Here is a 22,978-nt window from a genome sequence, read left to right as displayed (position 1 = left end):
TCTGCCTACCCGTCCACCGGCGGGTTCCTAAACCCGCTCACCGCAAACGGCTGCATCAGCGCCCGTTCCACCAGCTCCAGATGGTCCTGTCCGTAAAACATGTCCCCATCGACAAAATACGTCGGCGAGCCAAAGACCCCACGCCTCAAGGCCTCCTGCGTGTTGTCCTGAAACACCGCCTGCACATTCGGCGTCATCGCCGCCATCAACAAGGGCGCCGCATCGACGCCCACAGCCGCAGCCACCCGCGCCAAATCCTCGGGGCAGTTCAGATCAATGTCGTCGCGCCAATGCCCCTGCAACAGCGCAAACGACAGCGCATCCACATCCAGCCCCGCCTGCTCTGCTGCAATCAACATCCCGCTGGACAGATGTAGCGCGTTGTCGTGATAGGTCGGGCGATGTGCAATCACCGGCAGACCGCGATACTCCGCCCAGCGCTCGATCTCGCGGCCAAAGAAATAATCCACATGCGCCTGCGTCCGCCCCGCAAAGGACAAACCGCCGGCAGCTTCGACGACAGGCGACAGTTCAAACGGACGGTGGATCAAATGACAGTCATGCGCATCACAAATCTCGGCCAGCCGTTGGGCGCCGAGATAGGCAAATGCGGAATGGGTGGAATAGAAGTATTCGATAGAGCGTTTGGTCATGGAGCGACGCTAGCAGCAGGGCTCTAAAATTCAAGCGCCTGAAGCTATCAACGAATAGGGGCCGCGCCCGACCCTGGGAGGAAGCGAAAGCGCCCTCCCGTGGGGAGTGAGGACCGTCCAGGAATTGATCCTGTGGATCAATTCAGGTCCGAACGGGCTGAGCCCAGGGCGCGGCCCGGGGCCTGACGGCCTGATCCGGACCAAGAAAATTTCACCTCAAGCCGCGTTCAGCAACGCCTCACTCACAGCCCAAAGCCGCTCTGCTGCCTCATCATCCGTGGCGTGATCATCCACCCCGAAATAACGAGCGGTCGGGCTATCCGGATCGGTCGGCGACGCAATATTGCAATCCTCGCAATAGACGCCTGCCTTGCCTTCCAGCAGCGGCGAGGTCGCCGCCCACACCGAGGTCGCCGCCCCCTGCTCCGGCGTTTTGAAGCCCTGCTTAGCGAGCTCAGACGGCTCGCCATCCTCACCAAGCCAGCCCAGCGCGATCATCTCTTCTTTCGGCAAATGCCGTTGCAACGGCGTGAAAATCCCGCCCGGATGTACCGAAAACGCCAGCCCGTCCGTGACCTTCAGGCGCCGCGACAGCGCATTGGCAAACAGCGCATTAGCCGTCTTGGCCTGCCCGTAGGCCTGCCATTTGTCATACTCCGTGCTCTCATACTGAATGTCATCCCAGCGGACTGGCGACAGCTTGTGTCCGGTCGATGACAGGCTCACCACCCTCGGTGCCTCCGCCGCGCTCAGCAGCCCCATCATTGCCTGCGTCAGAGCGAAATGGCCCATGTGGTTCACACCAAACTGACTCTCCCAGCCCGGACCGACACGCTCCATCGGACAAGCCATGATCCCCGCATTGTTGATCAGCAGATCCAGCTTGTTCAGCGAATTCGCCAATTCGTTCGCAAACCGCGAGATGGTCTTGATTTCCGACAAGTCCATCGGCAGGGCCACAACATCTCCGGCAACGTCGGCAAGCGCCGCTTCCGCCTTTTCAGGTGTCCTGACCGGTACAATCACCTGCGCACCTCGGCCAGCCAAAGCGCGCACGGTCTCCAATCCCAGCCCGCTGTAACCGCCGGTCACAACGGCTGTCTTACCGCCAAGATCGATGTCCGCAACCACGTCTGCCGCCTCGGGGCGCGGGCCAAACCCGTGCTCCACCGGCACTTGATCAGATTTCGCCATATCAATTTCCTCTCCAAAACACCTTTGATCGGAAGTGGCCATGCAATCGTTCACCGACAATTGCAGATCGTGCCAAATTCAGCGTTCAAATCCGAAGGCTTCGAAATCCTCGCGGTGACGCCGCCAGATCATCTCTTTCTGGCGTGCGCTCAATACACCCGCCGTGAACCCGTGCGCTTCGCGCTTCATGTTGCGACGAGGCACCTCGATGTCCTGACCAAAAATCCGGTGGAAAACCGGCGACAGGCCTGCCGCCAGATCCGCCTGATCCACAATATGATCCACCATCAACGCGCCTGCACCGTCCATGACGTAGTTCACTTGCGGCGCGAAATGCCGGGCCGCATCGCTATTTGGGTCATCAAAGGTCTGCTCGAGAAACGCCTCGAACCGCCTCGACCGAAGCAGAGGGACATACTGCGCAACCCAGTCCAGTGCCCCCATGCGATAGATGTATTCCGACACCATGCGCTCATAGGGATGCCGGATTACGGCAAACGTGGTGAAGGCGTCGTACTCTTCCTGCGTGACAAAACCCAACCCGACATATTCCCGCGCATAAAGATGCGCCAACCGCTCTGGCTGACCGGTTTCGCCGCGCCGCATTAATAATGCGCCCCGTTCTGCCCAACTCAGCCCCAAGTCTTCGAGAAAGACCTGCGCCACGCTCTGCCCGCCCGTCTTGGGGACATGCACAAAGATCGTTTTGTGATGGCGCGATAACATGGCGGCACCCTTGCAACCCCACGTCAAACCGTCAACTGCAACCGACCGGATTTACTTGCTCCGCCAAAGCGCTAGGCTGCACCCACAAAAGGGGAGCCTTCCATGCAGATCAAAGCCAACGGCATCACGCTTGAATATGAAACCCACGGCCCCAAGGACGGCGTTCCGCTGATTTTGATCCGGGGGTTAGGCTCACAGATGATCCACTGGCCGGCCGAGCTTTATGAAGGTCTCGCCAAACGGGGGTACTTCGTGATCCGCTTTGACAACCGCGACGTGGGGCTATCTCAGCGTTGCCCGCATCCGGACGCCCCGGGCGATGCCGACGACATTCTCGCTTTGACACAGGCGGGCAAGCCCGTGACCCCCGCCTATCAGCTGACCGACATGGCCAAGGATGTCATCGGGCTTATGGATGCCCTTGATATCGACACGGCTCATATCTTCGGCATTTCGATGGGAGGCGGCATCACCCAGCTTCTTGTGAACCATCACCCTGACCGCCTGCGCTCCGCAACGATTGTCATGACCGCCGCCCGCCCACTCGTGAGCGTGGATCAGGCGGCAACCATCCTCCCAGCGCTGCTGGCACGTCCACAGGACCGCGCCACTTACGTGTCCGGCTGGGTGTCAGAGCACGCCACAAACGGCAGCCCCGGCTTCCCGATGACAGAAAAAGAAATTCGGGCCGAGGCGGAACTTGCCTTTGATCGGGGCGTGGACGCAGACGGTATCAACCGCCAATTGCTCGCGGTACTGAATGCCCCCGACCAACGCGCCACCCTCGCAAGGACAACCGTCTCGTGTCAGGTAATCCACGGCGAAGATGACGCACTCATCCCCGTCGACCTCGGCGCCGAGATCGCGTCCATCATTCCCAACTGTCCCTTCCACCGGATCGCAGGCATGGGCCATATCATTACGCCCAAGCTCGCACCTCAAATCGTCGATATCGTGGACGGGTTCATCTCGGATCGAGGCCTCTAGATTTCACGGCGGAAACCGGACACGCTCAAACCGGTCGCACAAAGGGTGAGTAGCTTGGCGCGCCGGCCTTCAAACGCCCATCGCTGTCAAACTGTTCGTCACTGTTGAACGGCACCCGCTCGCGGATATTCCAGTTGTGGAACACATCAGTTTGCTCACTTAGCACGGCAGAAAGCCTTGTCTGCAAAGCGACTTCATCGTCGCCTTCAAAATATCCATGCACAGAGTGCACGGCAACCGGCGCAAGCACCTCCATGCCCAGATACCGGAATGTTTGTGCCAGCGGCCACAGCTGCAGCATCAGGTCCCCTTCTTTGCCGTCTGGCCCGCACTCTGATGCACTCGCACCGGTGCTCACACAAAACAGCACGGATTTGTCGCCGCACAAGCCGGCATCGAACCGCTCCTCGACGGAGTGCAGCAAACCTTGCACCAGAACGCGGTCACACCAGCCTTTGACCACGGCGGGCGGCGCAAACCACCAGATAGGGAAATGTAGGACGATCCGCTCAGCGGCCTGTATCTTGGCGACTTCGGCCGCCACCTCGGCTGGCAACCGACCCGCGGCGGCCGCTGCTTCTTGTGCTTTCAGGGGATCGAAGGCTGTCGCTCCGGCCTCCCCATAGTGATCCGCCCTTTCGACAGCATCGAAACCCATTGCGCAAAGATCAGACCGCAACACGTCGTGCCCATCCGCCTCCGCCGCGGCGATGGTCGCCGCCGCCCATGCATTGGTAAAACTGCCCTGCGACGGATGTGCGCTCACCACCAACACCGTGCCCATTGCCTGATCTTCCTTGTTCCTAAAGCTCTGTGACGGGTGAGTTTCTTCCTCAACCCGACTTGAAACCTGACTATTCCTGCCCCTCGGACAACGCCAAAACACCGGCATCGCTCAGCATGTAGACCCCCACGGAAACTTTCTCAAACCAGCCATAGTGGTTGTCCCGCATCACCGCCGTCGCCCGAGAAACGCCTGTTGCAGCAACTACGTCGCGTCCCCGACTTGCGCCGTTTTCTTCAAGAAAAGCCGCGCATTTCATGGCGTCTTGGCGATAGACCGTCACCCGTGCACCGCGCATCCCACCGGTGTTGGGATCCCCTTCAAGTTTCGCAAAGGCACTAAGCAGGCGTTCCTTGCGAACCTTCGATTTGCGAGGCTGAAACGGTCCGGGATCGGCATGTACCTCCACCGCGCCATCTTCGAGACGCACACTCAAGACACCAAGCCCAAGCCGTCGACAAAGACCGACATTGCCCTTAAACGCCTTGTAACCCACACGTCCCTTCCAGCGGGGAACCGCCACATAGACGGCGTCCGTAATTGCCTGCCGTGTCACGGCCTGCTGCAAAAGCGTCAATGAGAACTGCATCTTCAACTCGACAATTACAGGGTCATCGCCAGCCCGAACAGCCACGACATCTGCCGCGCCGACCTCTGCCTTCACCTCAAAGTCGCGCGCTTCAAGCCAAGCTTTTACAGGGGCATAAAGCGCCGTTTCTTTTTGTCCACTCATGCCCAACACCTAGCGGTTTTACGGACCTCTGCAAACGCCCGCCTTGCCTACACCTTTTGGGCTGCTACGGTGCAGCCGAACCAACAAAGGCCCCGTTCATGCGCAATTTCCTCGCCGCTTTCGCTTTCCTGTTCACAGCCACCGCTCTGCATGCCTCCTGTGAAGGACCGGATACCTTTCTGTCTTTGCCGGAAGAAACCCGTACCGCCCTTCGCGCGGAAGCGGCGCAGGTGCCTTACCATCAGGGTATTATGTGGCAAGTGGAAAAGAACGGTGTCGCTTCCATTCTTGTTGGCACCCTGCATGTCTCGCACCCGACACACGACAGGACGCTTAACGCGCTTCGCGCCCTCGAATTTGAACCCGAACAAGTGCTTCTGGAATTGACCACCCCGGCTCAAACAGCTTTCCAGAGCCATCTGATCGAAAACCCGGGCGTCTATCTGATCGAAAGCGGCGACAGCCTGATCGATCTTCTCGGAGACACTCACTGGGCAACCGTATCAGCCCAACTGCAACAGCGCGGCATCCCGCCATTCCTGGCCGCCCGCTATCAACCCTGGTTCCTTGGTCTCACCCTTGCGATGCCTCCCTGCGCCATGGCAGAGATCGCCGCAGGCAAGAAGGGCCTCGACCATCTGATCGAACAGGAAACCACGGGCAAAGCCGATATGGGTTCGCTCGACAGCACTCAGGGCCTTCTGGAGGTTCTTGCCTCCGATTCACTGGAAGAACAATTGCGTCAGCTGCGCTGGTCGCTTGAACTCGATCTCATGGCGGACACCGGCAACGAAATGCCCGCAATGATGGCAATGTACGCTGCCGAGGACATTCAGCTCATCTGGGAACTGGGCCAGCACACAACCCTGAGTCGCGCCAAGGATGACGCCACCATTATGGAGTTGGCCGCCCTGCTTGCCGAAGTCGAGGCCCAACTCATCGAAAGGCGCAACCTTCAGTGGGTCGAACGGCTGATCCCGGAACTCGCGGAAACTCCCTCGCTGGTGGCGGTTGGCGCGTTGCATCTGCCGGGGGAGGCTGGCCTGCTCCGGCTTCTGGAAAACGCTGGTTACAAGGTCACACGCTTACAACGCCCATGATCCTTGTCTTGCCCGACGCGCTGCGTCGCCGCAGGCCGTCAACGCCCCGTGACAAAGCCTACGCGCCCGCCTATAAGGCGCGCAAATTCGCTGTTTCTGACCCGTTTTGAGGATTCCGATCATGACCACGCAGGTTTTTGGCCACAAATCTCCCGACACCGATTCCACAGGCTCCCCGATCATCTGGGCTTGGTATCTGAACGAAATCAAAGGCACCGCTGCCGAAGCCAAGCTGCTGGGTGAACCCAACACCGAAGCCGCATGGCTGCTCAAGCGCTGGGACCTGCCCAAGCCCGCAATCATCGAAGATGTGGCTGAAGGCGCGCCGGTTGTGATTGTGGACACCAACAACCCGGCCGAACTGCCGGCCTCCATCAACGACGCCGACATCCGCGCCATCATCGACCACCACGCGCTGGTCGGCGGCCTGAAAACCAAAGGCCCGATCGACATCCAGATCCGCCCGGTCGCCTGCACTGCGACCATCATGTACGACCTGATCGGCGACGTCGACATGCCCGACTGGATCAAAGGCACCATGCTGACCTGCATCCTGTCCGACACTCTGGAATTCCGCAGCCCGACCACCACCGACCACGACAAAGCCGTGGCCGAAAAGCTGGCCGCCGATCTCGGCATCGACATCCCGTCCTATGCCTCCGAGATGTTTGCCGCAAAATCGGACGTCTCTGCTTTCTCTGACGCCGAACTGCTGCGTATGGACTCCAAAGAATACGAAGTCGACGGAACCAAGTTCCGCGTTTCAGTTCTGGAAACCACTGCCCCTGCCACCGTTCTGGATCGCAAGGCATCGCTGATGGAAACCATGACCTCTGTGGCTTCCGAGGATGGTGTGGATCAGGTTCTGCTGTTTGTTGTCGACATCCTGAACGAAGAAAGCACGCTGCTGGTTCCTAACGATCTGGTCAAATCCGTGGCTGCCAAATCCTTCGACGCAAGCGCAGACGGCGACTCTGTTGTCCTGCCCGGCGTGGTGAGCCGCAAAAAGCAGATCATTCCGAACCTCAAGGTCTGACCCTGTTCTTACCGAAAATGAAAAGCCGGCCCCGCAAGCGGCCGGCTTTTTCTTTGCTCGGCGCGTGGCAAAACCGCCTATCGGTCCTCGGCCCCTTCCGGCAAATTACCCGCGTCAAGCCAGTTCCAGATCTCTTGCCACAATGGCTCCCGCCCTTTGCGGAAAGCGCCTTCATGGCCCACTTTCTTCGCGCCAAGATCAGCAGGCGTACGCACCACCAGGTGTTTCTCGGCTTGGGAATAATGGCTCAGCGTGTCTGAACAGGCCGTCTTGGTGGCAATACCGTCATCTGAAAGAACCCACGCACAAATCGGGGCCTGCCGCTGGTCAAATCGGTGAGTGTATTTTCCCGCTGCCAGATCCGGCAACAGATAGCTTCGCCGTCCACTCCAACGCCGCCACGTCTTGAAAACCCCCGGCGGCAAGGCTTCCCCGCCCCAGAGGCCGCCGCCTCGGATATGGCCAAAACGCGCCAGCTCCATCGCCCCGAACCCCCACCAAAAAAACAGCTCCAGCGGTATACGGTGTTTGAAATGCACGCCCCAATGGCCGCTCCCGACGGACACAAACGCGTTGCGCGTGATCTTGTCGCTGTTCGGCATGAACCCGACAAATTGCCCGCCTATGGAGTGACCCAAAGTCATCAACGGCAATCCGGGTGCTGCCTCTTCAAGGCGATCAAGCGCTGCCGACATGTCACGTTGTCCCCAATGCGGGTAATCAATGCCACTGTTGGCCAAGTCCTCGGCGCCGCTGTCTCCGATGCCGCGGAAATCATAGGTCAGGACCACAGCTCCTTGCGCAGCGAACCACGCTGCCGCGTGGCGATAAAACCGCCTTGGAAATCCGGTTCCCGCAGAGATCAAAATCGCCATTTTCGGTGATTGCCCGCGAAAAAGACTACCTGCCAAGTTCCAGCCGTCTTTGGCCTGAAACTCGATATCTTCCGAGGTCACGCCCTCGACATCCACACCATCCAGCATCACGCGTCCTCACCTTCTTTTTGCGGTGTTTTCACCGCCAAAACCTCTTCGGCGTTCTCCGCCACATGCTTCAGAAACCGCCGGATCACTTCCTGTTCGTCCTCGCTGAACGGCGCCAATAGCTCGGCGTTCATCTGCTTCACCACCGGATTGGTCCGCGCGACAACAGCCACACCCTTGTCTTTCATAAACACCCGCACCACGCGCCCGTCTTCAGCGCTCTTCTGGCGTCGCACCAGATTCCGCGCCGCCAATCGATCAACCATCCCGCTGACACTTGGTTTGCCCATCGACAGCATCTTCGCCAAAGCGCTCACTGTCAGCCCGTCCTCTAGCGTCAAGGCAAACAGGACACCGTGCTGTGCAAGAGAAAGATCCGCCTCCGCCTTGGTGCGCCGGTCCGCAGCCCGCGCCAGCGCCGCATAGGCCCGGTTCATCAGATAGAAAATCTTTGGAGGTCTCTTACCCATTTTTGTTCGCATCCGAATTACTCTCATGTAGTTCGCACACGAACTATCGAGTCGCACAAGCACTAATTACCATGACGTATCGTCACCCCGTCCTTGACATTGTGCTGCCACAAGGTGCCTCTATCGACAGCCAAGCGCACAACGGCAGGGACAAAATGAGCTTCTCAGACCTCTTCGACTGGTTCGACCACGTCTATATCGTGAACTTGCCTGACCGTGATGATCGCCGCGCGGAAACAACAGCAGAATTTGCTCGTACCGGCGTTTCGATCCCCAACGACCAAGTCACCTTCTTCGCCGCAACCCGACCGAAAGACAAAGGTGAGTTCCCGTCCTTGGGATCCCTTGGCAACATGATCTCCCAAACGCGCGTGCTCGCAGAAGCCTTGGAGCGTGGCTATGACCGAGTGCTCATCTGTGAAGACGACTTGCACTTGCTGGATGTCCCAGACTCGGCGGTATCCGACGTTCTGTCTGACATAAAATCGCAACCATGGAACATCGCGCTTCTCGGTTACCTCGAGCCCGAAGTGCCTCCCGTCGGCCATACCGGCCTGATAGAATGGAGCGAAGGCACCCTGGGCGTGCAATTCTGGGCCATACAGGGTCGTGCCACCATTCAGGCCTTCCACGATTATCTGGTCGCCGTTCGAAACCGGCCTTCCGGCCATCCTGACGGAGGCTCGATGTTCTTCGACGGTGCATTCAACATGGTCCGCACCAAAGTCCCTGACATTCATTTCCGTCTGGCGACGCCAAATCTGGCAGGCCAGCGCAGCTCCCGCACGGACATTCACGCCCTTCGGTTTTACGATCGCATCGAGCCGTTCAAATCTTTCGCCAGCGCTTGTCGTAGGGTGATGAACCGCCGCCGTCGCAGCTGAACTCACGCCGCACTGCGGCACCGTCGCTATACCGACGTTTTGCAGACGTCTTGCAGACAGCCGGTTTTTGCGCCTTTTCACTGGCACCGCCGCCGCACCCCTGCCATACATCGCCCCAAGCCAAAGCCCCGCGCACAGGACAGCCACATGACACAGATCATCAACGCCCTTTCCGAGATTTCAGATCGCTATGAGGCGCTTTTTGTCGACCTCTGGGGCTGCGTTCACAATGGCATCACGGCCTATCCCGAAGCTGTGGCAGCGCTGAAGGAATACCGCGCAAAGGGCGGTATAGTAGTGCTCGTCACCAACTCGCCGCGCCCGCGATTGTCCGTAGCGGAGCAGCTTCTTGATTTCGGTGTCCCCAAAGATGCTTATGACACCATCGCAACTTCAGGCGACAGCGCCCGCTCTGCAATGTATCAGGGCGCGGTTGGCGAAAAAATCTATTTCATGGGTGAGGAAAAACGCGACGCGGACTTTTTCAAGCCTCTGGAAATACTTGATAATCCTGTAACGATCCAACGCGTGCCTTTGGCCGAGGCCGAAGGCATCGTATGTTGTGGTCCGTTTGATCCAATGGCAGATCCGGACGTGAACCGGTCCGACTTCCTGTTTGCAAAGACCAAGGGGCTGAAGCTGCTTTGTGCCAACCCCGACATTGTGGTCGACCGGGGTGAGGTCCGCGAATGGTGCGCCGGCGCCCTCGCCAAGCTTTACACGGACATGGGTGGCGAAAGCCTCTATTTTGGCAAACCCCACCCGCCGATCTACGATCTGGCCCGCCGTCGGCTCGCTGCCTTAGGAAAAACGATACCTGATCATGCGATCCTTGCAATTGGTGACGGCCCGCAAACGGACATCTCGGGTGCGATGGGTGAGGACATCGATTCCCTCTTTATCACAGGGGGGCTGGCCGCTGCCGAAACCCGCACGAGCCACCAGCCCGATGCCGATGCGTTAAGTGCTTATATTAAATCGGAAAATATCTCTCCACAGTATTCCATAGGTCACCTTCGCTGATTAAAAAAATGCTTGATTTTCTGCGACTGCAAAGTAATAAAGTTGCACCAAAGGGCAAACAGGAGCCCAAAAATTACCAAGCGAATCCACTCGCGCGACCCATCGGAGGCCCCATGTTGGACAATCTGCCACGCGGAACGATCTATATCGAAGACTTGGAAATCGGCATGTCCCGCTATGTGCGCAAGACCGTGACCGATCAGGATATCGAGATGTTCGCGGCTGTCTCCACTGACCACAATCCCGTGCATCTGGATGATGAATACGCCGAGGAAACCATGTTCGGCGGCCGGATTGCCCATGGCATGCTGACTGCTGGCCTGATCTCCGCTGTCATTGGCGAGCAATTGCCCGGTCATGGCACAATCTACATGGGTCAGAGCCTCAAATTCCTGGCCCCTGTGCGCCCGAACGACACCGTTGTCGCAGAGGTCACCGTCACTGACATCGATATGTCCAAACGCCGTGTGCGTATGGATTGTGCCTGCTCCGTGGATGGCAAAAAGGTGCTCGCCGGCGAGGCAACTGTGCTTGCCCCCTCTCGGAAGCTCGACTAACCCCGCGTCTCCCCTCTTGCAAGCGGCCGGACAAGGCGCTACGCCGACCCCATGCGGATCGTTCGAGACTATAAATTCGTCACGCCTGAGGACAAAGGCGCCTCCGTTGCCATCGGCAATTTTGACGGCGTACATATCGGCCATCAATCGGTAATCGATCTGGCGCGCGATGCGGCGCCGGACGCTCCTCTGGGCATCATGACGTTCGAACCGCATCCGCGCGAATATTTTGCCCCTGATGCTCCGGCATTTCGCCTGACCGGCGCCGAAACCCGCGCGCACCGCCTTGAAAAGCTTGGCGTCGAAAGGCTGTACGAACTGCCCTTCAACACCGCATTGTCCAGCCTCACGCCGCAAGAGTTCGCTCGCGACGTCATCTCCGACGGCCTGGGTCTTGCACATGTCGTCGTAGGCGCTGATTTCTGCTTTGGAAAGGGACGGGCCGGAACGGCGCAGGACCTTGAAAAATTCGGCAAGGAAATGGGATTTGGGGTCACCGTTGCGCCGCTGGTACAAGCCAACGACGGACAGGTCTCGTCGACGTCAATCCGCAAAGCCCTCTCCGACGGGCGGCCGCGCGATGCGGCAAAAATGCTGGGTCACTGGCACCGCATCGACGGTCCGGTCATTGGTGGCGAACAACGAGGCCGCGAGTTGGGCTATCCGACCGCCAACATGTCGATAGACGGGCTTCACCAGCCCAAACACGGCGTCTATGCAGTGCTGGTTGACGTGCTCGACGGCCCGCACGCCGGAAGCTATCACGGGGCTTCTTCTATCGGCGTGCGTCCAATGTTCGGCATCAACACCGCGAACATCGAAACCTTCCTTTTCGACTTCTCCGGTGATCTCTACGGAGCCACCCTGTCTGTGGCACTGGTCGACTATCTGCGCCCAGAAGAAAAGTTCGACAGCCTCGAAGCGCTGATTTCGCAAATGGATCTCGACTGCGCCAAATGCCGCGATATCCTGGCTGCGCTATGAGCCGGGACCCAATAGATCGCGACAAGCTCAGCCCCCGGTTCTGGAAAAAGAAACCGCTTTCGAAGCTATCGAAGCAGGAATGGGAAGCGCTCTGTGACGGATGCGGCAAATGCTGCCTCAACAAGCTTGAGGACGCAGACACCGGCAAAGTCTTCCTGACCCGCGTTGCCTGCCGGTTGTTGGACGACGACACCTGCCGCTGCACTCAATACCCCATTCGTCACCAATTCGTACCCGAGTGTATTGTCCTGAAGCCTGACAACCTCGACAGCCACGCCTACTGGATGCCGCAGACCTGCGCCTATCGCCTGCTTTGGGAAGGCAAGGAACTGTACGATTGGCACCCTCTGATTTCGGGTCGCGCAGAAAGCGTCCACGAGGCTGGCGTCTCCGTCTATCAGATGACAGTATCCGAATTCGAAACGCCCGAAGACGACTGGGAAGACCATATCATCGAGGAACCTCTCTAATGCATTTCGCCTCCGACAATTCCGGCCCCGCCCTACCCCAGGTCATGGAGGCGCTAGCCAAGGCAAATGAAGGCTTTGCAATGGCTTACGGAGCCGACGCGATCATGGACGAAGTGCGTCAAACGATCCGCGAAATCTTCGAAGCCCCAGAGGCCGCTGTCTATCTTGTTGCAACAGGCACCGCGGCAAACTCGCTTGCCCTCGCAACCCTGGGAGAGCCCTGGCAAACCGTTTTTTGCTCGTCTGTAGCGCACATCCACATGGATGAATGCAACGCGCCTGAGTTCTACTCCGGTGGCGCCAAACTGACCCTCGTAGGTCAATCAGACAAGATGACCGCTGACGAGCTGCGTACCTCGATCGAGGGCGAGGAGACCCGTGGCGTGCACGGCCCGCAACGCGGCCCGGTGTCCATCACCCAAGTGACCGAATTCGGAACGATCTACACGCTGGCAGAGATAAAGTCTCTCTGCGAGGTGGCCAAGTCCTACGATCTGCCGGTGCACCTGGATGGCGCCCGTTTCACCAACGCCATGATGGCCCTTGGGTGTTCGCCGGCTGAAATGACTTGGAAAGCAGGCGTTGATGCCGTCAGTTTCGGCGGCACCAAGAACGGCTGCCTCGGCGTGGAAGCCGTCATCTTCTTTGACCCCAAGCATGCTTGGGAATTCGAACTTCGCCGCAAACGTGGCGCCCACCTTTTCTCCAAACACCGTTATCTCTCGGCACAGATGCAAGCTTACTTGTCCGATGATGCATGGAAAGAAGCCGCCACAAAGGCCAACGCCAACGCGGCGCATCTCGCCGGCGGATTGCAGGCCATTGAAGGCGTCAGTTTCGTCTATCCGCCCCAAGCCAATATGATGTTCGTCGCCATGCCGCGCGCCATGCACAAACGTCTGTTTGCTGCCGGTGCCGAATATCACATCTGGTCCGGCAGCCTCGAAGGTGATGATCCCGACGAACCAGTCGAAGCACGTCTGGTTTGTGACTGGTCCATTTCAATCGACGACATAAACCGCTTCCTCGATCTGGCCAAAGGCTGACTCTGATGCGTGACAGCCTGCGCGCCAAGGCAGTGGCCATCTGCGATGCCAAAATCGCCAAGAAAGGCGAAGATGTCGGCCTGTCGTTCTATGCCTTCTTCGCGAACAGGAATGATGAACCGGAACTGCTGATGGAAGCCGCAACGTGGTGGATCCAAACCCATCAGCTGGATCACTTTGAAAAGGCGGTGAAAGTGCGAAACCTCGTCGTCTCGGGCGCTTGAGCCCAAAATCAGGCGACGTCAGTTCCCGTGAACTGTGGGTTATGCAAAAATAGCGCTTTCAACCGTGCGCCGAACCTCTGCAGCCACTTCGAAAGGATGAGTGATCATCCCCATGTGACCCGCTCCTTCAACAGTCACGCGCCGACCGTCCTGCACCATAGCCGCAACGCCGTCACAAACGGGCTTGATGATCGCGGGAGACGTCGCCCCGTCCATTACCAGAACAGGAACCTCAATCTGCTCCAGGCGCGGAATAATTCGCCCGACATCGTCTTGTACGTCCGCTTGGGACGCCACCACAACTGGGACCTGACGGGCAAAGGTCGCTCTCGTCTCCGCCGGCAAGTTTTCCCAAGGAGTCCCGTCCCCCCATTCTTCCACGAACAACCGCACTGAGGCCTCTTGATCGCCGGCGTCGTTCAACGCAAAGACGCGGGCCATATGCGCGCGGTTCTTGGCAAACTCTGCCGCAGCTGTGTCCTTCGCTGCAAGCATGACCACCGGCTCGAACAACGAGAGCGAGCGAACCAGATCAGGGCGCTCGATCGCCAGTCGCAACCCCAACAAGCCGCCGTAAGAATGCCCGATGACGTCCACCGGACCGTCCAGCTGTGCCATGATGGCATCCAGCATGAACCGACCAGTCATAACATTCGCCTCGTAGTCTGCGGATCGCCCGTGCCCCGGCATATCCGGCGCCCGAATGGTCAGGATATCGCCCAATTCGGCACCAAGGCCTCTGAATGCTCCCGAATGCCCGAGATTGCAATGCAATCCCAACGCAGGCCGAGCGCCGCCACCCAGCGAACGCCAGAATGTCTTTCCGATCAATTCCAAGTGGATGCCTTACAGTTTGCCCGCCAGATGCAGATCGAGATCGTCCAATCGATCCTGCCCCCAGAAGCGCGCGCCGTCGTCGACCACATAGAATGGCGCTCCGAATGCACCCGCTTCAACGGCTTCATCAAGGTTCCGCGCATAAGTCTCGGCACCTTCCAGCAAACCGCTGTCCGCAAGGTTGGGGTCAAAACCAGCTGCTTCGAGACAGGAACGAATGACAGCGTCATCGGCAACGTCTTTTTCTTCGGCCCAACAGGCGCGTGTGATGCCATGAGCCAGCGTGCCAAGATCGCCACCGCCCGCATTCTGCGCCGCGATAAAGGCATAGGACGATGGTGCCATATTGGTTGGCCAGTGCGCCGGCATCAGGTTGAAAGGCATGTCCAGTTTCTTTGACTGGCGCGTCAGTTCCTGTGCGCGATATTCCTGACGGCTGATGTGACGATCCTTGGGTGGAACGCCTCCTGTGCGGCCAAACAAAGCCACCACATCCAGCGGTTTATAGGTGATGGTCGCGCCATGTTTCGCCGCAATTTCCTCGAGCCGGGTTCCGGCGAGGTAAGTGTACGGAGAAATTGTCGCGAAATAGTAGTCGATATGCGCCATTTGGCCCTCCCGCTGCGCGTCGATGCTTTGCGAGACCCTAGGGCCATGTTAAGCGGTTGGCAACGTCACGAATCTGTCATCTGCGCCACTCTGCACCACTCTGGGGACCCCATCATGGCCACACTCCTTGAACCCAAACTGATCACCGGCAGCTCGAACAAGCCGCTGGCAAATGCCATCACCCGCCGTATGGCGTTGCACCGCGGAAAGCCGGTCGATCTGGTGGACGCGCGCGTGGAGCGGTTCAACGATCAGGAGATCTTCGTTGAGGTGTTCGAAAACGTCCGCGGCGAAGACATGTTCATCATCCAGTCGACATCCAATCCGGCCAACGACAACCTGATGGAACTGCTGATCATGTCCGACGCGCTGCGCCGTTCTTCAGCCAGCCGGATCACCGCAGTGATCCCGTATTTCGGCTACGCCCGCCAGGACCGCCGCGCTAAGGCTCGTACGCCGATATCCGCTAAACTGGTCGCCAACATGATGGTTGAGGCTGGTATTGAGCGGGTTCTGACAATGGATCTGCACGCTGCCCAGATTCAGGGTTTCTTCGACATTCCGGTCGACAACCTCTACGCCTCGCCGATTTTCGCGCTCGACATCCAGACACAATTCGCAGGTGCCATGGATGACATCATGGTCATCTCGCCCGACGTGGGTGGTGTTGCCCGCGCTCGCGAACTCGCAAAACGTATCAACGCGCCGCTTTCAATTGTCGACAAACGCCGTGAAAAAGCAGGTGAAGTCGCAGAGATGACCGTTATCGGGAACGTCGAAGGCAAGAAGTGTATCATCGTGGACGATATCTGCGACACCGCCGGCACGCTCTGTAAAGCCGCCGAAGTTCTGATGGAACACGGCGCAACCGAAGTGCACAGCTACATCACCCACGGTGTGTTGTCCGGCCCTGCGGTGGAGCGGATCAGCAATTCCGTGATGAAATCTCTCTGCATCACCGACTCGATCGAAGCCACGCAGCCTGTACTGGACACTCCGAATATCCGGATCATCCCGACCGCACCGCTTTTTGCTCAGGCCATCCTGAATATTGCCAACGGCACTTCAGTGAGCTCGCTTTTTGAAACCGAAACGCTTGAAGCCAGCTACGAAGGCCTCTTCAACAAGTAACGGTTCATTCGAAACGGCAAAAGCCGCGCTCAAGCGCGGCTTTTTTGCGTTTCATCAAAGGCTTGTCAGTCGTCGATGGCCCAGTCGTCCGCGTGGGCCAATTCGCCAATCGCCATCCAACTCATCCGCACACGGGCAACCCGACTGTCGCCCCACGTACGGAACACCAGATGAAATCCGAGGTTCGTGACTTCCTCGGCGACAACTTCCGCGCGGATGTTGTGTTCGGCATCCATGTCCCACAAGGACAACGACACCTGTACGTTCGGTGGCGTGCGATACTTTCCGGAAAACTTCACCAGCTTGCGCCGTTCCCGCGGCCCGTCCGCGGTCCACATCTCGCCATCCGTCTCAAAATCTGAAAACAGCGTCTCATCACCTTGATCGACGCCAATGTAGTGATTTCTAAGTCTTTTCATTCTGCAACCATCCCGAAGCGGGTTTGAGTGTGCGTACCTGCCGCGAAAAACGCAATCTCAAATGCGGATGCCTTGTGCAAGTCGTAGGCAGGCGAGACTTGACGGCAACCACTCAACAGGCTTCCTTCACTATCTAAGGAGGATGGAATGCAGATTTTGCCCCTTACTGGCAGCTTGGGTGCCGAGATCACCGACGTCGATATCCGCGACAGGGCCTCTCTTGAAGGGCTCAAAGACGCCTTTGCGAGATATGCTGTGATTGTCATCCGCAATCAATCGATCACGCCGGACGATCACATCGCTTTTGCGCGCAGTTTCGGTGAGATCAACATCAACCGATTTTTCAAACCGGTGGAAACGCATCCCGAAATCGCCACCGTGTTCAAAGACAAGGATCAAAGATCCGCTGTAGGTGAAAGCTGGCATACCGACCATTCCTATGACCAAATCCCGGCACTCGGGTCTATTCTGCATGGCATAGAAATTCCGCCAGTGGGCGGGGACACGCTCTTTGTCGGCATGGCCCAAGCCTACGCAGGCCTGTCGCCACAAATGCAGGATTTTCTGCTGGGTCTTTCTGCATGGCATAGCTCGCGTCACGCTTTCGGCAGTGCAACCAAGGACAGTGAAGCTGCCGAAACCGGCCGCATCGGTAATGCCGAAGCCGCAACTCAGGACGCGCTGCACCCGGTCGTAATCCGGCACCCGTTGTCCGGCGAACGCTGCCTCTATGTAAATCCCGGCTTTACGACACACATAGAAGGGCTATCCAAGTCGGAGTCCGACGGCATCCTCAACATGCTCTATGCGCATTGCCAACAACCCGAGTTTCACTGCCGTGTCCGTTGGAAAGCGGGCGATGTCACCATGTGGGACAACCGCGCCACGTGGCACAAAGCGATCAACGACTATCACGGATATCGCCGCCTGATGCACCGCATCACCGTCGAAGGGGTGCCACTGGAAGCCGCCGCGCCATGACAAACAAAAAGCCCCGCTGTCACCAGCGGGGCTTTCCGTAAATCTTGTGATCCGTGGATCAGACCATGCTTTCAAGAAGCGCTTCAAGATCCGAAAGGAACTTCTCGGCAGCATCCTTTTCATCGGCCGACGCTTCCTGGGCCGCCTTGCGCGCGCCAACCAGCACGTCCTCAAGATCAGCCTTGGTCACGGTGTCGCCCGCGTGAGCATGCTCTGCGATCACCGAGATCGACTCTGCGGACACTTCCGCGAAGCCGCGGGTGACAACAAAATCCTTCTCGCCTTGCGCGGTCTGAACCTTCACAACACCGGGGCGCAGTGAAGTCAGCAGAGGCGCGTGGCCGGGCATCGCGGTAAGGTCACCGTCTGCACCGGGGATTTGCACGGCGGTGGCCTGAAGCGAAGCAAGGCTCCGCTCTGGGCTCACCAGATCAAATTGCATCTCAGTTGCCATTTCGGGCCTCCTTAGGCCGCTTCAGCAGCCATTTTCTCGGCTTTTTCGATCACTTCCGCGATGCCGCCAACCATGTAGAAGGCTGCCTCGGGCAGGTGGTCGTATTCGCCGGCCACAACAGCCTTGAACGAAGAGATGGTGTCTTCCAGCGGAACCTGAACACCGTCAGAACCGGTGAACACTTTCGCAACGTCGAACGGCTGAGAGAGGAAACGCTGGATCTTACGCGCACGCGCAACGGTCAGCTTATCTTCTTCAGACAGTTCGTCCATGCCAAGGATGGCGATGATGTCCTGCAGCGACTTGTAGCGCTGAAGGATGTTCTGGACGTCACGTGCCACGTTGTAGTGCTCTTCACCAACAACCTGCGGGTCGAGGATACGGCTGGAGGAGTCCAGCGGGTCCACAGCAGGGTAGATGCCGAGTTCCGAGATCGCACGGTTAAGAACCGTGGTCGCGTCAAGGTGGGCAAAGGTGGTTGCCGGTGCAGGGTCGGTAAGGTCGTCCGCGGGAACGTAGACGGCCTGGATCGAAGTGATCGAGCCTGCTTTGGTGGAGGTAATGCGTTCCTGCATCGCACCCATGTCGGTTGCCAGTGTCGGCTGGTAACCCACAGCAGAAGGGATACGTCCAAGAAGTGCGGACACCTCGGAACCTGCCTGTGTAAAGCGGAAGATGTTGTCCACGAAGAACAGAACGTCGGTACCGGACTGGTCACGGAACTGTTCTGCCAGCGTCAGGCCGGTCAGAGCAACACGTGCACGCGCTCCGGGAGGTTCGTTCATCTGACCGTACACCAGAGCAACCTGCGATTCTTCGAGGTTGTCCGGCTTAATAACGGAAGATTCGATCATCTCCCAGTACAGGTCGTTACCTTCACGGGTCCGTTCACCAACACCTGCGAAAACCGAGTAACCGGAGTGCACTTTTGCGATGTTGTTGATCAGTTCCATGATCAGAACGGTTTTACCCACGCCGGCGCCGCCGAAGAGGCCGATCTTACCACCTTTGGAGTAAGGTGCGAGAAGGTCGATAACCTTGATACCTGTCACGAGGATTTCGGACTCGGTGGACTGCTCGGAGAACTCCGGAGCAGGCTGGTGGATCGCGCGGGTCTCGGTTGCGACAACCGGACCTTTTTCGTCCACGGGCTCGCCCACAACGTTCAGGATGCGGCCCAGGGTGGCGTTGCCAACCGGAACAGCAATCGGAGCGCCGGTGTCTTCGACTTCGGCGCCACGAACGAGACCTTCGGTCGCGTCCATCGCGATGGTACGAACGGTGTTTTCACCAAGGTGCTGGGCTACTTCCAGAACCAGTTTCTTACCGTTGTTTTCAGTGTTCAGTGCGTTCAAGATCTCTGGCAGAGCATCGTCGAACTGCACGTCCACAACGGCGCCGATGATCTGGGTCACCTTGCCTTTTGCGTTTGCCATGTTTCGTCTCCGGGTTCTTAGAGCGCTTCCGCGCCCGAGATGATTTCAATAAGCTCGTTGGTGATCACAGCCTGACGCGAGCGGTTGTACTGGATGGTCAGTTTGTCGATCATTTCGCCCGCGTTACGGGTTGCGTTGTCCATTGCGGACATCCGCGCGCCCTGTTCGGACGCTCCGTTTTCCAGCAGGGCTGCAAAAATCTGCGTAGCGACACCGCGCGGCAGCAGATCGGCCAGAATGGCCTCTTCGCTGGGCTCGTAGTCATACAGAGTGCTTGCACCGTCCTCGTCCGCCTCAAAGGCAGCGGGGATGACCTGCTGTGCGGTTGGGATCTGCGTCACAACGTTCACGAACTTCGCATAGAAGATCGTGGCCACGTCGAACTCGCCCGCGTCAAAGCGGTCAAGAACGTCGCGCGCGATGCTTTGCGCATTGTCATACCCCACGCGTTTGACCTCAGACAGGTCAACGTGGCCGACAAAGTCGTCACCCAAGTCACGTTTGATTGCGTCGCGGCCTTTCTTGCCGACGGTCAGAACCTTGACGGTTTTGCCCGCAGCCTTCAGCTCCGCAGCTTTCGCACGTGCCAACTTCGAAATGTTTGCGTTGAAGCCACCGCACAGACCACGTTCCGCAGTCATCACCACCAACAGGTGGGTCTGATCGCTTCCGGTGCCGGACAGCAGTTTCGGCGCAGAGTCAGAGCCGCCGACCGAGGCCGCAAGCCCACCCAGAACGGCGTTGAACCGTTCTGTGTAGGGACGCGACTGCTCAGCAGCTTCCTGCGCGCGGCGAAGTTTCGCCGCGGCAACCATCTGCATGGCTTTTGTGATCTTCCGAGTGCTTTTCACACTCTCGATCCTGTTTTTTAGGTCCTTCAGACTAGGCATGGTCCGAACCCCTTATGCGTAGTCAGCAGCGAATGCGTCCAGCGCGGCTTTGACTTTATCTGCGGCGTCACCTTTGATCTTCGGATCTTCGTCGGTGATCCACTTAAGCAGATCCGCTTCGTTGGTGCGCAAGTGGTTCAGCAGAGCCTGCTCGAACTTGCCAACTTCAGACACTTCGATGCCGTCCAGGTAACCGTTCACACCTGCAAAGATGATGCAGACGATTTCGGCGTTGGTCAGCGGCGAGTACTGCGGCTGTTTCATCAGTTCGGTCAGACGTGCACCACGGTTCAGCAGCTGCTGGGTTGCGGCGTCGAGGTCGGAACCAAACTGCGCAAACGCAGCCATTTCGCGGTACTGAGCGAGCGACAGCTTAACCGGGCCAGCCACAGAGGACATCGCCGAGGTTTGTGCCGAAGAACCCACACGGGAAACTGACAGACCGGTGTTCACAGCCGGGCGGATACCCTGATAGAACAGCTCGGTTTCAAGGAAGATCTGACCGTCGGTGATCGAGATAACGTTGGTCGGAATAAAGGCCGAAACGTCGCCACCCTGGGTTTCGATGATCGGCAGCGCGGTCAGCGAGCCAGCACCGAAGTCCTCGTTCAGCTTAGCGGAACGCTCAAGCAGACGGGAGTGCAGGTAGAAAACGTCACCCGGATACGCTTCACGTCCGGGCGGACGACGCAGCAGCAGGGACATCTGACGATACGCAACAGCCTGCTTGGAGAGGTCATCATAGATGATCAGCGCGTGCTTGCCGTTGTCGCGGAAGTATTCCGCCATCGCGGTCGCAGTGTATGGCGCGAGGTACTGCATCGGCGCAGGCTCGGAAGCGGTCGCAGCGACAACGATCGAGTATTCAATCGCGCCGGTTTCTTCCAGCTTCTTCACCAACTGAGCAACAGTAGAGCGCTTCTGGCCGATCGCGACATACACGCAGTACAGCTTTTTGCTCTCATCGTCGCCAGCAGCGTCGTTGTAGGATTTCTGGTTCAGGATGGCGTCAAGAGCAACGGCAGTCTTACCGGTCTGACGGTCACCAATGATAAGCTCACGCTGGCCACGGCCAATTGGGATCATCGCGTCAACGGACTTGAGGCCGGTTGCCATCGGTTCGTGAACCGACTTACGCGGGATGATGCCAGGCGCTTTGACGTCTGCGACGCCGCGGGTGTCCGACTTGATCGGGCCCTTGCCGTCCAGCGGGTTGCCCAGACCGTCAACAACGCGACCCAGAAGGCCGTCACCGGTCGGAACGTCCACGATGGAGTTGGTGCGCTTTACAGTGTCACCTTCTTTGATGTCACGGTCCGAACCGAAGATAACAACACCAACGTTGTCGTTCTCAAGGTTCAGGGCCATGCCCATGATGCCACCGGGGAATTCCACCATCTCACCGGCTTGGACGTTGTCCAGGCCGTAGACGCGCGCAATACCGTCACCGACGGAAAGCACACGGCCGACCTCGGCCACTTCGGCCTCCTGGCCAAAGTTTTTAATCTGGTCCTTAAGGATCGCAGAGATTTCGGCTGCTTGGATACCCATTATCCGACCTCTTTCATTGCATTCTGGAGGGAAGCGAGCTTGGAGCGGATCGAGGTATCGATCATCTTCGAGCCCACCTTAACTACAAGACCGCCAACAAGGCTTTTGTCGACGGTCGCGTTGATCTTGACGTCTTTACCCACACGGGCCGCCAGCGCTTTGGCCAGCTTGTCGCTCTGGGTCTTGGTCAATGCTTTGGCGGAGGTCACATCGGCAGTCACTTCACCTTTGTGTTCCGCAATCATGGCCCGCAGCTGGTCAATCAGCTGGGGCAGCACGAACAGGCGACGCTTCTCGGCCATCAGGCCAAGAACGTTCACCAGAACGGGCTGCAATTTCATGGAGCTTGCAACGGCTGCAATGGCCTTGCCCTGTTCATCGCGGCTGATGAGCGGCGAATTGATCAGGTCACGCAGTTCGGCGCTTTCGCCCAATGCTGCGCTCAGGTCGTCAAGACCACCTTCCAGTTTGGTCAGCGCGTTGTTCTCGGATGCGATCTCAAAGACCGCGGCGGCATAGCGTTCTGCGATGCCGGAGGAGATCGAAGCTGGTTCGGACACGTCCACCCTTCCGCTTTCTGGCCCCACACTCCGCATACAATTGTATGCACCGCGTAGGGACGTTTCATGCCCTGCCCAAGACAGGGCGGCAAATCCGAGGCGGGTGTAACAGAGGCTTGCTCAGCTATCAACTACGTTTGACATAAACGCGAGATAGGCAAAACGCCTTATTTTTAAGGGCTTGGCGACGGTGCGACCCTTTGCCTTTGACGCGAGGTTAAAAAAATGTGTCTGAAATCCTTGATTTGCGCGATTC

General features: G+C 58.2%; 27 protein-coding genes. 12 read left to right on the top strand and 15 right to left on the bottom strand.

The window, feature by feature from the left end:
• Window positions 1-5: 5 nt before the first annotated feature.
• The 3 genes from BXY66_RS00955 to BXY66_RS00945 form a co-directional block, all read right to left on the bottom strand.
• Window positions 6-653, bottom strand: a complete 648-nt coding sequence (locus BXY66_RS00955; RefSeq protein WP_132858319.1) for a 2-hydroxychromene-2-carboxylate isomerase — start codon at window positions 651-653, stop codon at window positions 6-8.
• Window positions 654-869: 216 nt separating this feature from the next.
• Window positions 870-1,847 carry an oxidoreductase gene (locus BXY66_RS00950; RefSeq protein ID WP_132858318.1) on the bottom strand — a complete coding sequence of 326 codons (978 nt, stop codon included), beginning with the start codon at window positions 1,845-1,847 and terminating at the stop codon, window positions 870-872.
• Window positions 1,848-1,925: 78 nt separating this feature from the next.
• Window positions 1,926-2,573 (bottom strand): sulfotransferase family 2 domain-containing protein, encoded by a 648-nt coding sequence (locus BXY66_RS00945; protein WP_132858317.1) that lies wholly within the window; start codon window positions 2,571-2,573, stop codon window positions 1,926-1,928.
• Window positions 2,574-2,675: 102 nt separating this feature from the next.
• Here BXY66_RS00945 and BXY66_RS00940 point away from each other — a divergent pair, with 102 nt between their 5' ends.
• Entirely contained in the window at window positions 2,676-3,560 is an 885-nt protein-coding gene (locus BXY66_RS00940) for an alpha/beta fold hydrolase (RefSeq protein ID WP_132858316.1), read from the top strand.
• Between the two features lie 25 nt (window positions 3,561-3,585).
• Here BXY66_RS00940 and BXY66_RS00935 read toward each other — a convergent pair whose 3' ends face one another.
• Window positions 3,586-4,344 carry an NAD(P)H-dependent oxidoreductase gene (locus tag BXY66_RS00935; protein WP_132858315.1) on the bottom strand — a complete coding sequence of 253 codons (759 nt, stop codon included), beginning with the start codon at window positions 4,342-4,344 and terminating at the stop codon, window positions 3,586-3,588.
• A gap of 70 nt (window positions 4,345-4,414) precedes the next feature.
• Entirely contained in the window at window positions 4,415-5,077 is a 663-nt protein-coding gene (locus BXY66_RS00930) for a DUF2161 domain-containing phosphodiesterase (RefSeq protein ID WP_132858314.1), read from the bottom strand.
• A gap of 98 nt (window positions 5,078-5,175) precedes the next feature.
• Here BXY66_RS00930 and BXY66_RS00925 point away from each other — a divergent pair, with 98 nt between their 5' ends.
• Entirely contained in the window at window positions 5,176-6,177 is a 1,002-nt protein-coding gene (locus BXY66_RS00925; protein WP_132858313.1) for a TraB/GumN family protein, read from the top strand.
• 121 nt (window positions 6,178-6,298) lie between these two features.
• Entirely contained in the window at window positions 6,299-7,213 is a 915-nt protein-coding gene (locus BXY66_RS00920) for a manganese-dependent inorganic pyrophosphatase (protein WP_132858312.1), read from the top strand.
• 77 nt (window positions 7,214-7,290) lie between these two features.
• On the opposite strand, the gene BXY66_RS00915 is transcribed toward BXY66_RS00920, so the two are convergent.
• Window positions 7,291-8,196: an alpha/beta hydrolase family protein gene (locus BXY66_RS00915; protein WP_132858311.1), complete on the bottom strand. Its 906-nt coding sequence runs from the start codon at window positions 8,194-8,196 to the stop codon at window positions 7,291-7,293.
• The gene (locus BXY66_RS00910; RefSeq protein WP_165929073.1) at window positions 8,196-8,666 is read right to left on the bottom strand and encodes a MarR family winged helix-turn-helix transcriptional regulator; all 471 of its coding nucleotides are present in this window, start codon (window positions 8,664-8,666) and stop codon (window positions 8,196-8,198) included. The genes BXY66_RS00915 and BXY66_RS00910 overlap by 1 nt, the downstream gene beginning before the upstream one ends.
• A 71-nt stretch (window positions 8,667-8,737) precedes the next feature.
• Between BXY66_RS00910 and BXY66_RS00905 the strand changes: the two genes are divergently transcribed.
• The 7 genes from BXY66_RS00905 (at window position 8,738) to BXY66_RS00875 (ending at window position 13,854) form a co-directional block, all read left to right on the top strand.
• Window positions 8,738-9,550: a glycosyltransferase family 25 protein gene (locus BXY66_RS00905; RefSeq protein WP_132858309.1), complete on the top strand. Its 813-nt coding sequence runs from the start codon at window positions 8,738-8,740 to the stop codon at window positions 9,548-9,550.
• 147 nt (window positions 9,551-9,697) lie between these two features.
• Window positions 9,698-10,573: a TIGR01459 family HAD-type hydrolase gene (locus tag BXY66_RS00900; RefSeq protein WP_132858308.1), complete on the top strand. Its 876-nt coding sequence runs from the start codon at window positions 9,698-9,700 to the stop codon at window positions 10,571-10,573.
• Window positions 10,574-10,686: 113 nt separating this feature from the next.
• Window positions 10,687-11,130 (top strand): MaoC family dehydratase, encoded by a 444-nt coding sequence (locus tag BXY66_RS00895; RefSeq protein ID WP_132858307.1) that lies wholly within the window; start codon window positions 10,687-10,689, stop codon window positions 11,128-11,130.
• A gap of 51 nt (window positions 11,131-11,181) precedes the next feature.
• A complete protein-coding gene (locus tag BXY66_RS00890; RefSeq protein WP_132858306.1) occupies window positions 11,182-12,114 on the top strand; it encodes a bifunctional riboflavin kinase/FAD synthetase in 933 nt (310 codons plus the stop codon).
• Window positions 12,111-12,584 (top strand): YcgN family cysteine cluster protein, encoded by a 474-nt coding sequence (locus BXY66_RS00885; RefSeq protein WP_132858305.1) that lies wholly within the window; start codon window positions 12,111-12,113, stop codon window positions 12,582-12,584. The genes BXY66_RS00890 and BXY66_RS00885 overlap by 4 nt, the downstream gene beginning before the upstream one ends.
• Window positions 12,584-13,630 (top strand): threonine aldolase family protein, encoded by a 1,047-nt coding sequence (locus tag BXY66_RS00880; RefSeq protein ID WP_132858304.1) that lies wholly within the window; start codon window positions 12,584-12,586, stop codon window positions 13,628-13,630. Before BXY66_RS00885 ends, BXY66_RS00880 begins: the two co-directional genes overlap by 1 nt.
• Window positions 13,631-13,635: 5 nt before the next feature.
• Window positions 13,636-13,854, top strand: a complete 219-nt coding sequence (locus BXY66_RS00875; RefSeq protein WP_132858303.1) for a DUF6500 family protein — start codon at window positions 13,636-13,638, stop codon at window positions 13,852-13,854.
• 39 nt (window positions 13,855-13,893) lie between these two features.
• Here BXY66_RS00875 and BXY66_RS00870 read toward each other — a convergent pair whose 3' ends face one another.
• Window positions 13,894-14,691, bottom strand: a complete 798-nt coding sequence (locus tag BXY66_RS00870) for an alpha/beta fold hydrolase (RefSeq protein WP_165929072.1) — start codon at window positions 14,689-14,691, stop codon at window positions 13,894-13,896.
• Between the two features lie 9 nt (window positions 14,692-14,700).
• Entirely contained in the window at window positions 14,701-15,300 is a 600-nt protein-coding gene (locus BXY66_RS00865; protein WP_132858301.1) for a 2-hydroxychromene-2-carboxylate isomerase, read from the bottom strand.
• Window positions 15,301-15,414: 114 nt separating this feature from the next.
• On the opposite strand from BXY66_RS00865, the gene BXY66_RS00860 reads away from it, so the two are divergent.
• Window positions 15,415-16,431 (top strand): ribose-phosphate pyrophosphokinase, encoded by a 1,017-nt coding sequence (locus BXY66_RS00860; RefSeq protein WP_132858300.1) that lies wholly within the window; start codon window positions 15,415-15,417, stop codon window positions 16,429-16,431.
• Between the two features lie 65 nt (window positions 16,432-16,496).
• Here the strand turns inward: BXY66_RS00860 and BXY66_RS00855 are convergent, their stop codons facing one another.
• A complete protein-coding gene (locus tag BXY66_RS00855) occupies window positions 16,497-16,850 on the bottom strand; it encodes an H-type lectin domain-containing protein (RefSeq protein WP_132858299.1) in 354 nt (117 codons plus the stop codon).
• A gap of 147 nt (window positions 16,851-16,997) precedes the next feature.
• Here BXY66_RS00855 and BXY66_RS00850 point away from each other — a divergent pair, with 147 nt between their 5' ends.
• Complete coding sequence (locus BXY66_RS00850; RefSeq protein WP_132858298.1) at window positions 16,998-17,831, top strand: TauD/TfdA dioxygenase family protein; 834 nt, start codon at window positions 16,998-17,000, stop codon at window positions 17,829-17,831.
• A gap of 58 nt (window positions 17,832-17,889) precedes the next feature.
• On the opposite strand, the gene BXY66_RS00845 is transcribed toward BXY66_RS00850, so the two are convergent.
• The 5 genes from BXY66_RS00845 to BXY66_RS00825 are packed head-to-tail and all read right to left on the bottom strand — an operon-like array spanning window position 17,890 to window position 22,722.
• Window positions 17,890-18,285 carry a F0F1 ATP synthase subunit epsilon gene (locus BXY66_RS00845; RefSeq protein ID WP_132858297.1) on the bottom strand — a complete coding sequence of 132 codons (396 nt, stop codon included), beginning with the start codon at window positions 18,283-18,285 and terminating at the stop codon, window positions 17,890-17,892.
• 11 nt (window positions 18,286-18,296) lie between these two features.
• Window positions 18,297-19,721 carry a F0F1 ATP synthase subunit beta gene (gene atpD, locus BXY66_RS00840; protein ID WP_132858296.1) on the bottom strand — a complete coding sequence of 475 codons (1,425 nt, stop codon included), beginning with the start codon at window positions 19,719-19,721 and terminating at the stop codon, window positions 18,297-18,299.
• A 17-nt stretch (window positions 19,722-19,738) separates the two neighbouring features.
• Entirely contained in the window at window positions 19,739-20,611 is an 873-nt protein-coding gene (locus BXY66_RS00835) for a F0F1 ATP synthase subunit gamma (RefSeq protein ID WP_132858295.1), read from the bottom strand.
• 12 nt (window positions 20,612-20,623) lie between these two features.
• The gene (gene atpA, locus BXY66_RS00830) at window positions 20,624-22,162 is read right to left on the bottom strand and encodes a F0F1 ATP synthase subunit alpha (protein ID WP_132858294.1); all 1,539 of its coding nucleotides are present in this window, start codon (window positions 22,160-22,162) and stop codon (window positions 20,624-20,626) included.
• Window positions 22,162-22,722, bottom strand: a complete 561-nt coding sequence (locus BXY66_RS00825) for a F0F1 ATP synthase subunit delta (RefSeq protein ID WP_132858293.1) — start codon at window positions 22,720-22,722, stop codon at window positions 22,162-22,164. The genes atpA and BXY66_RS00825 overlap by 1 nt, the downstream gene beginning before the upstream one ends.
• Window positions 22,723-22,978: the final 256 nt, after the last annotated feature.

Origin of the sequence: Shimia isoporae, from assembly GCF_004346865.1 — a bacterium.
In the GTDB taxonomy this organism is placed as follows: domain Bacteria; phylum Pseudomonadota; class Alphaproteobacteria; order Rhodobacterales; family Rhodobacteraceae; genus Shimia; species Shimia isoporae.
Note: the sequence above shows the minus strand (reverse complement) of the source record. Positions and strands in the feature narration are given on the sequence as shown.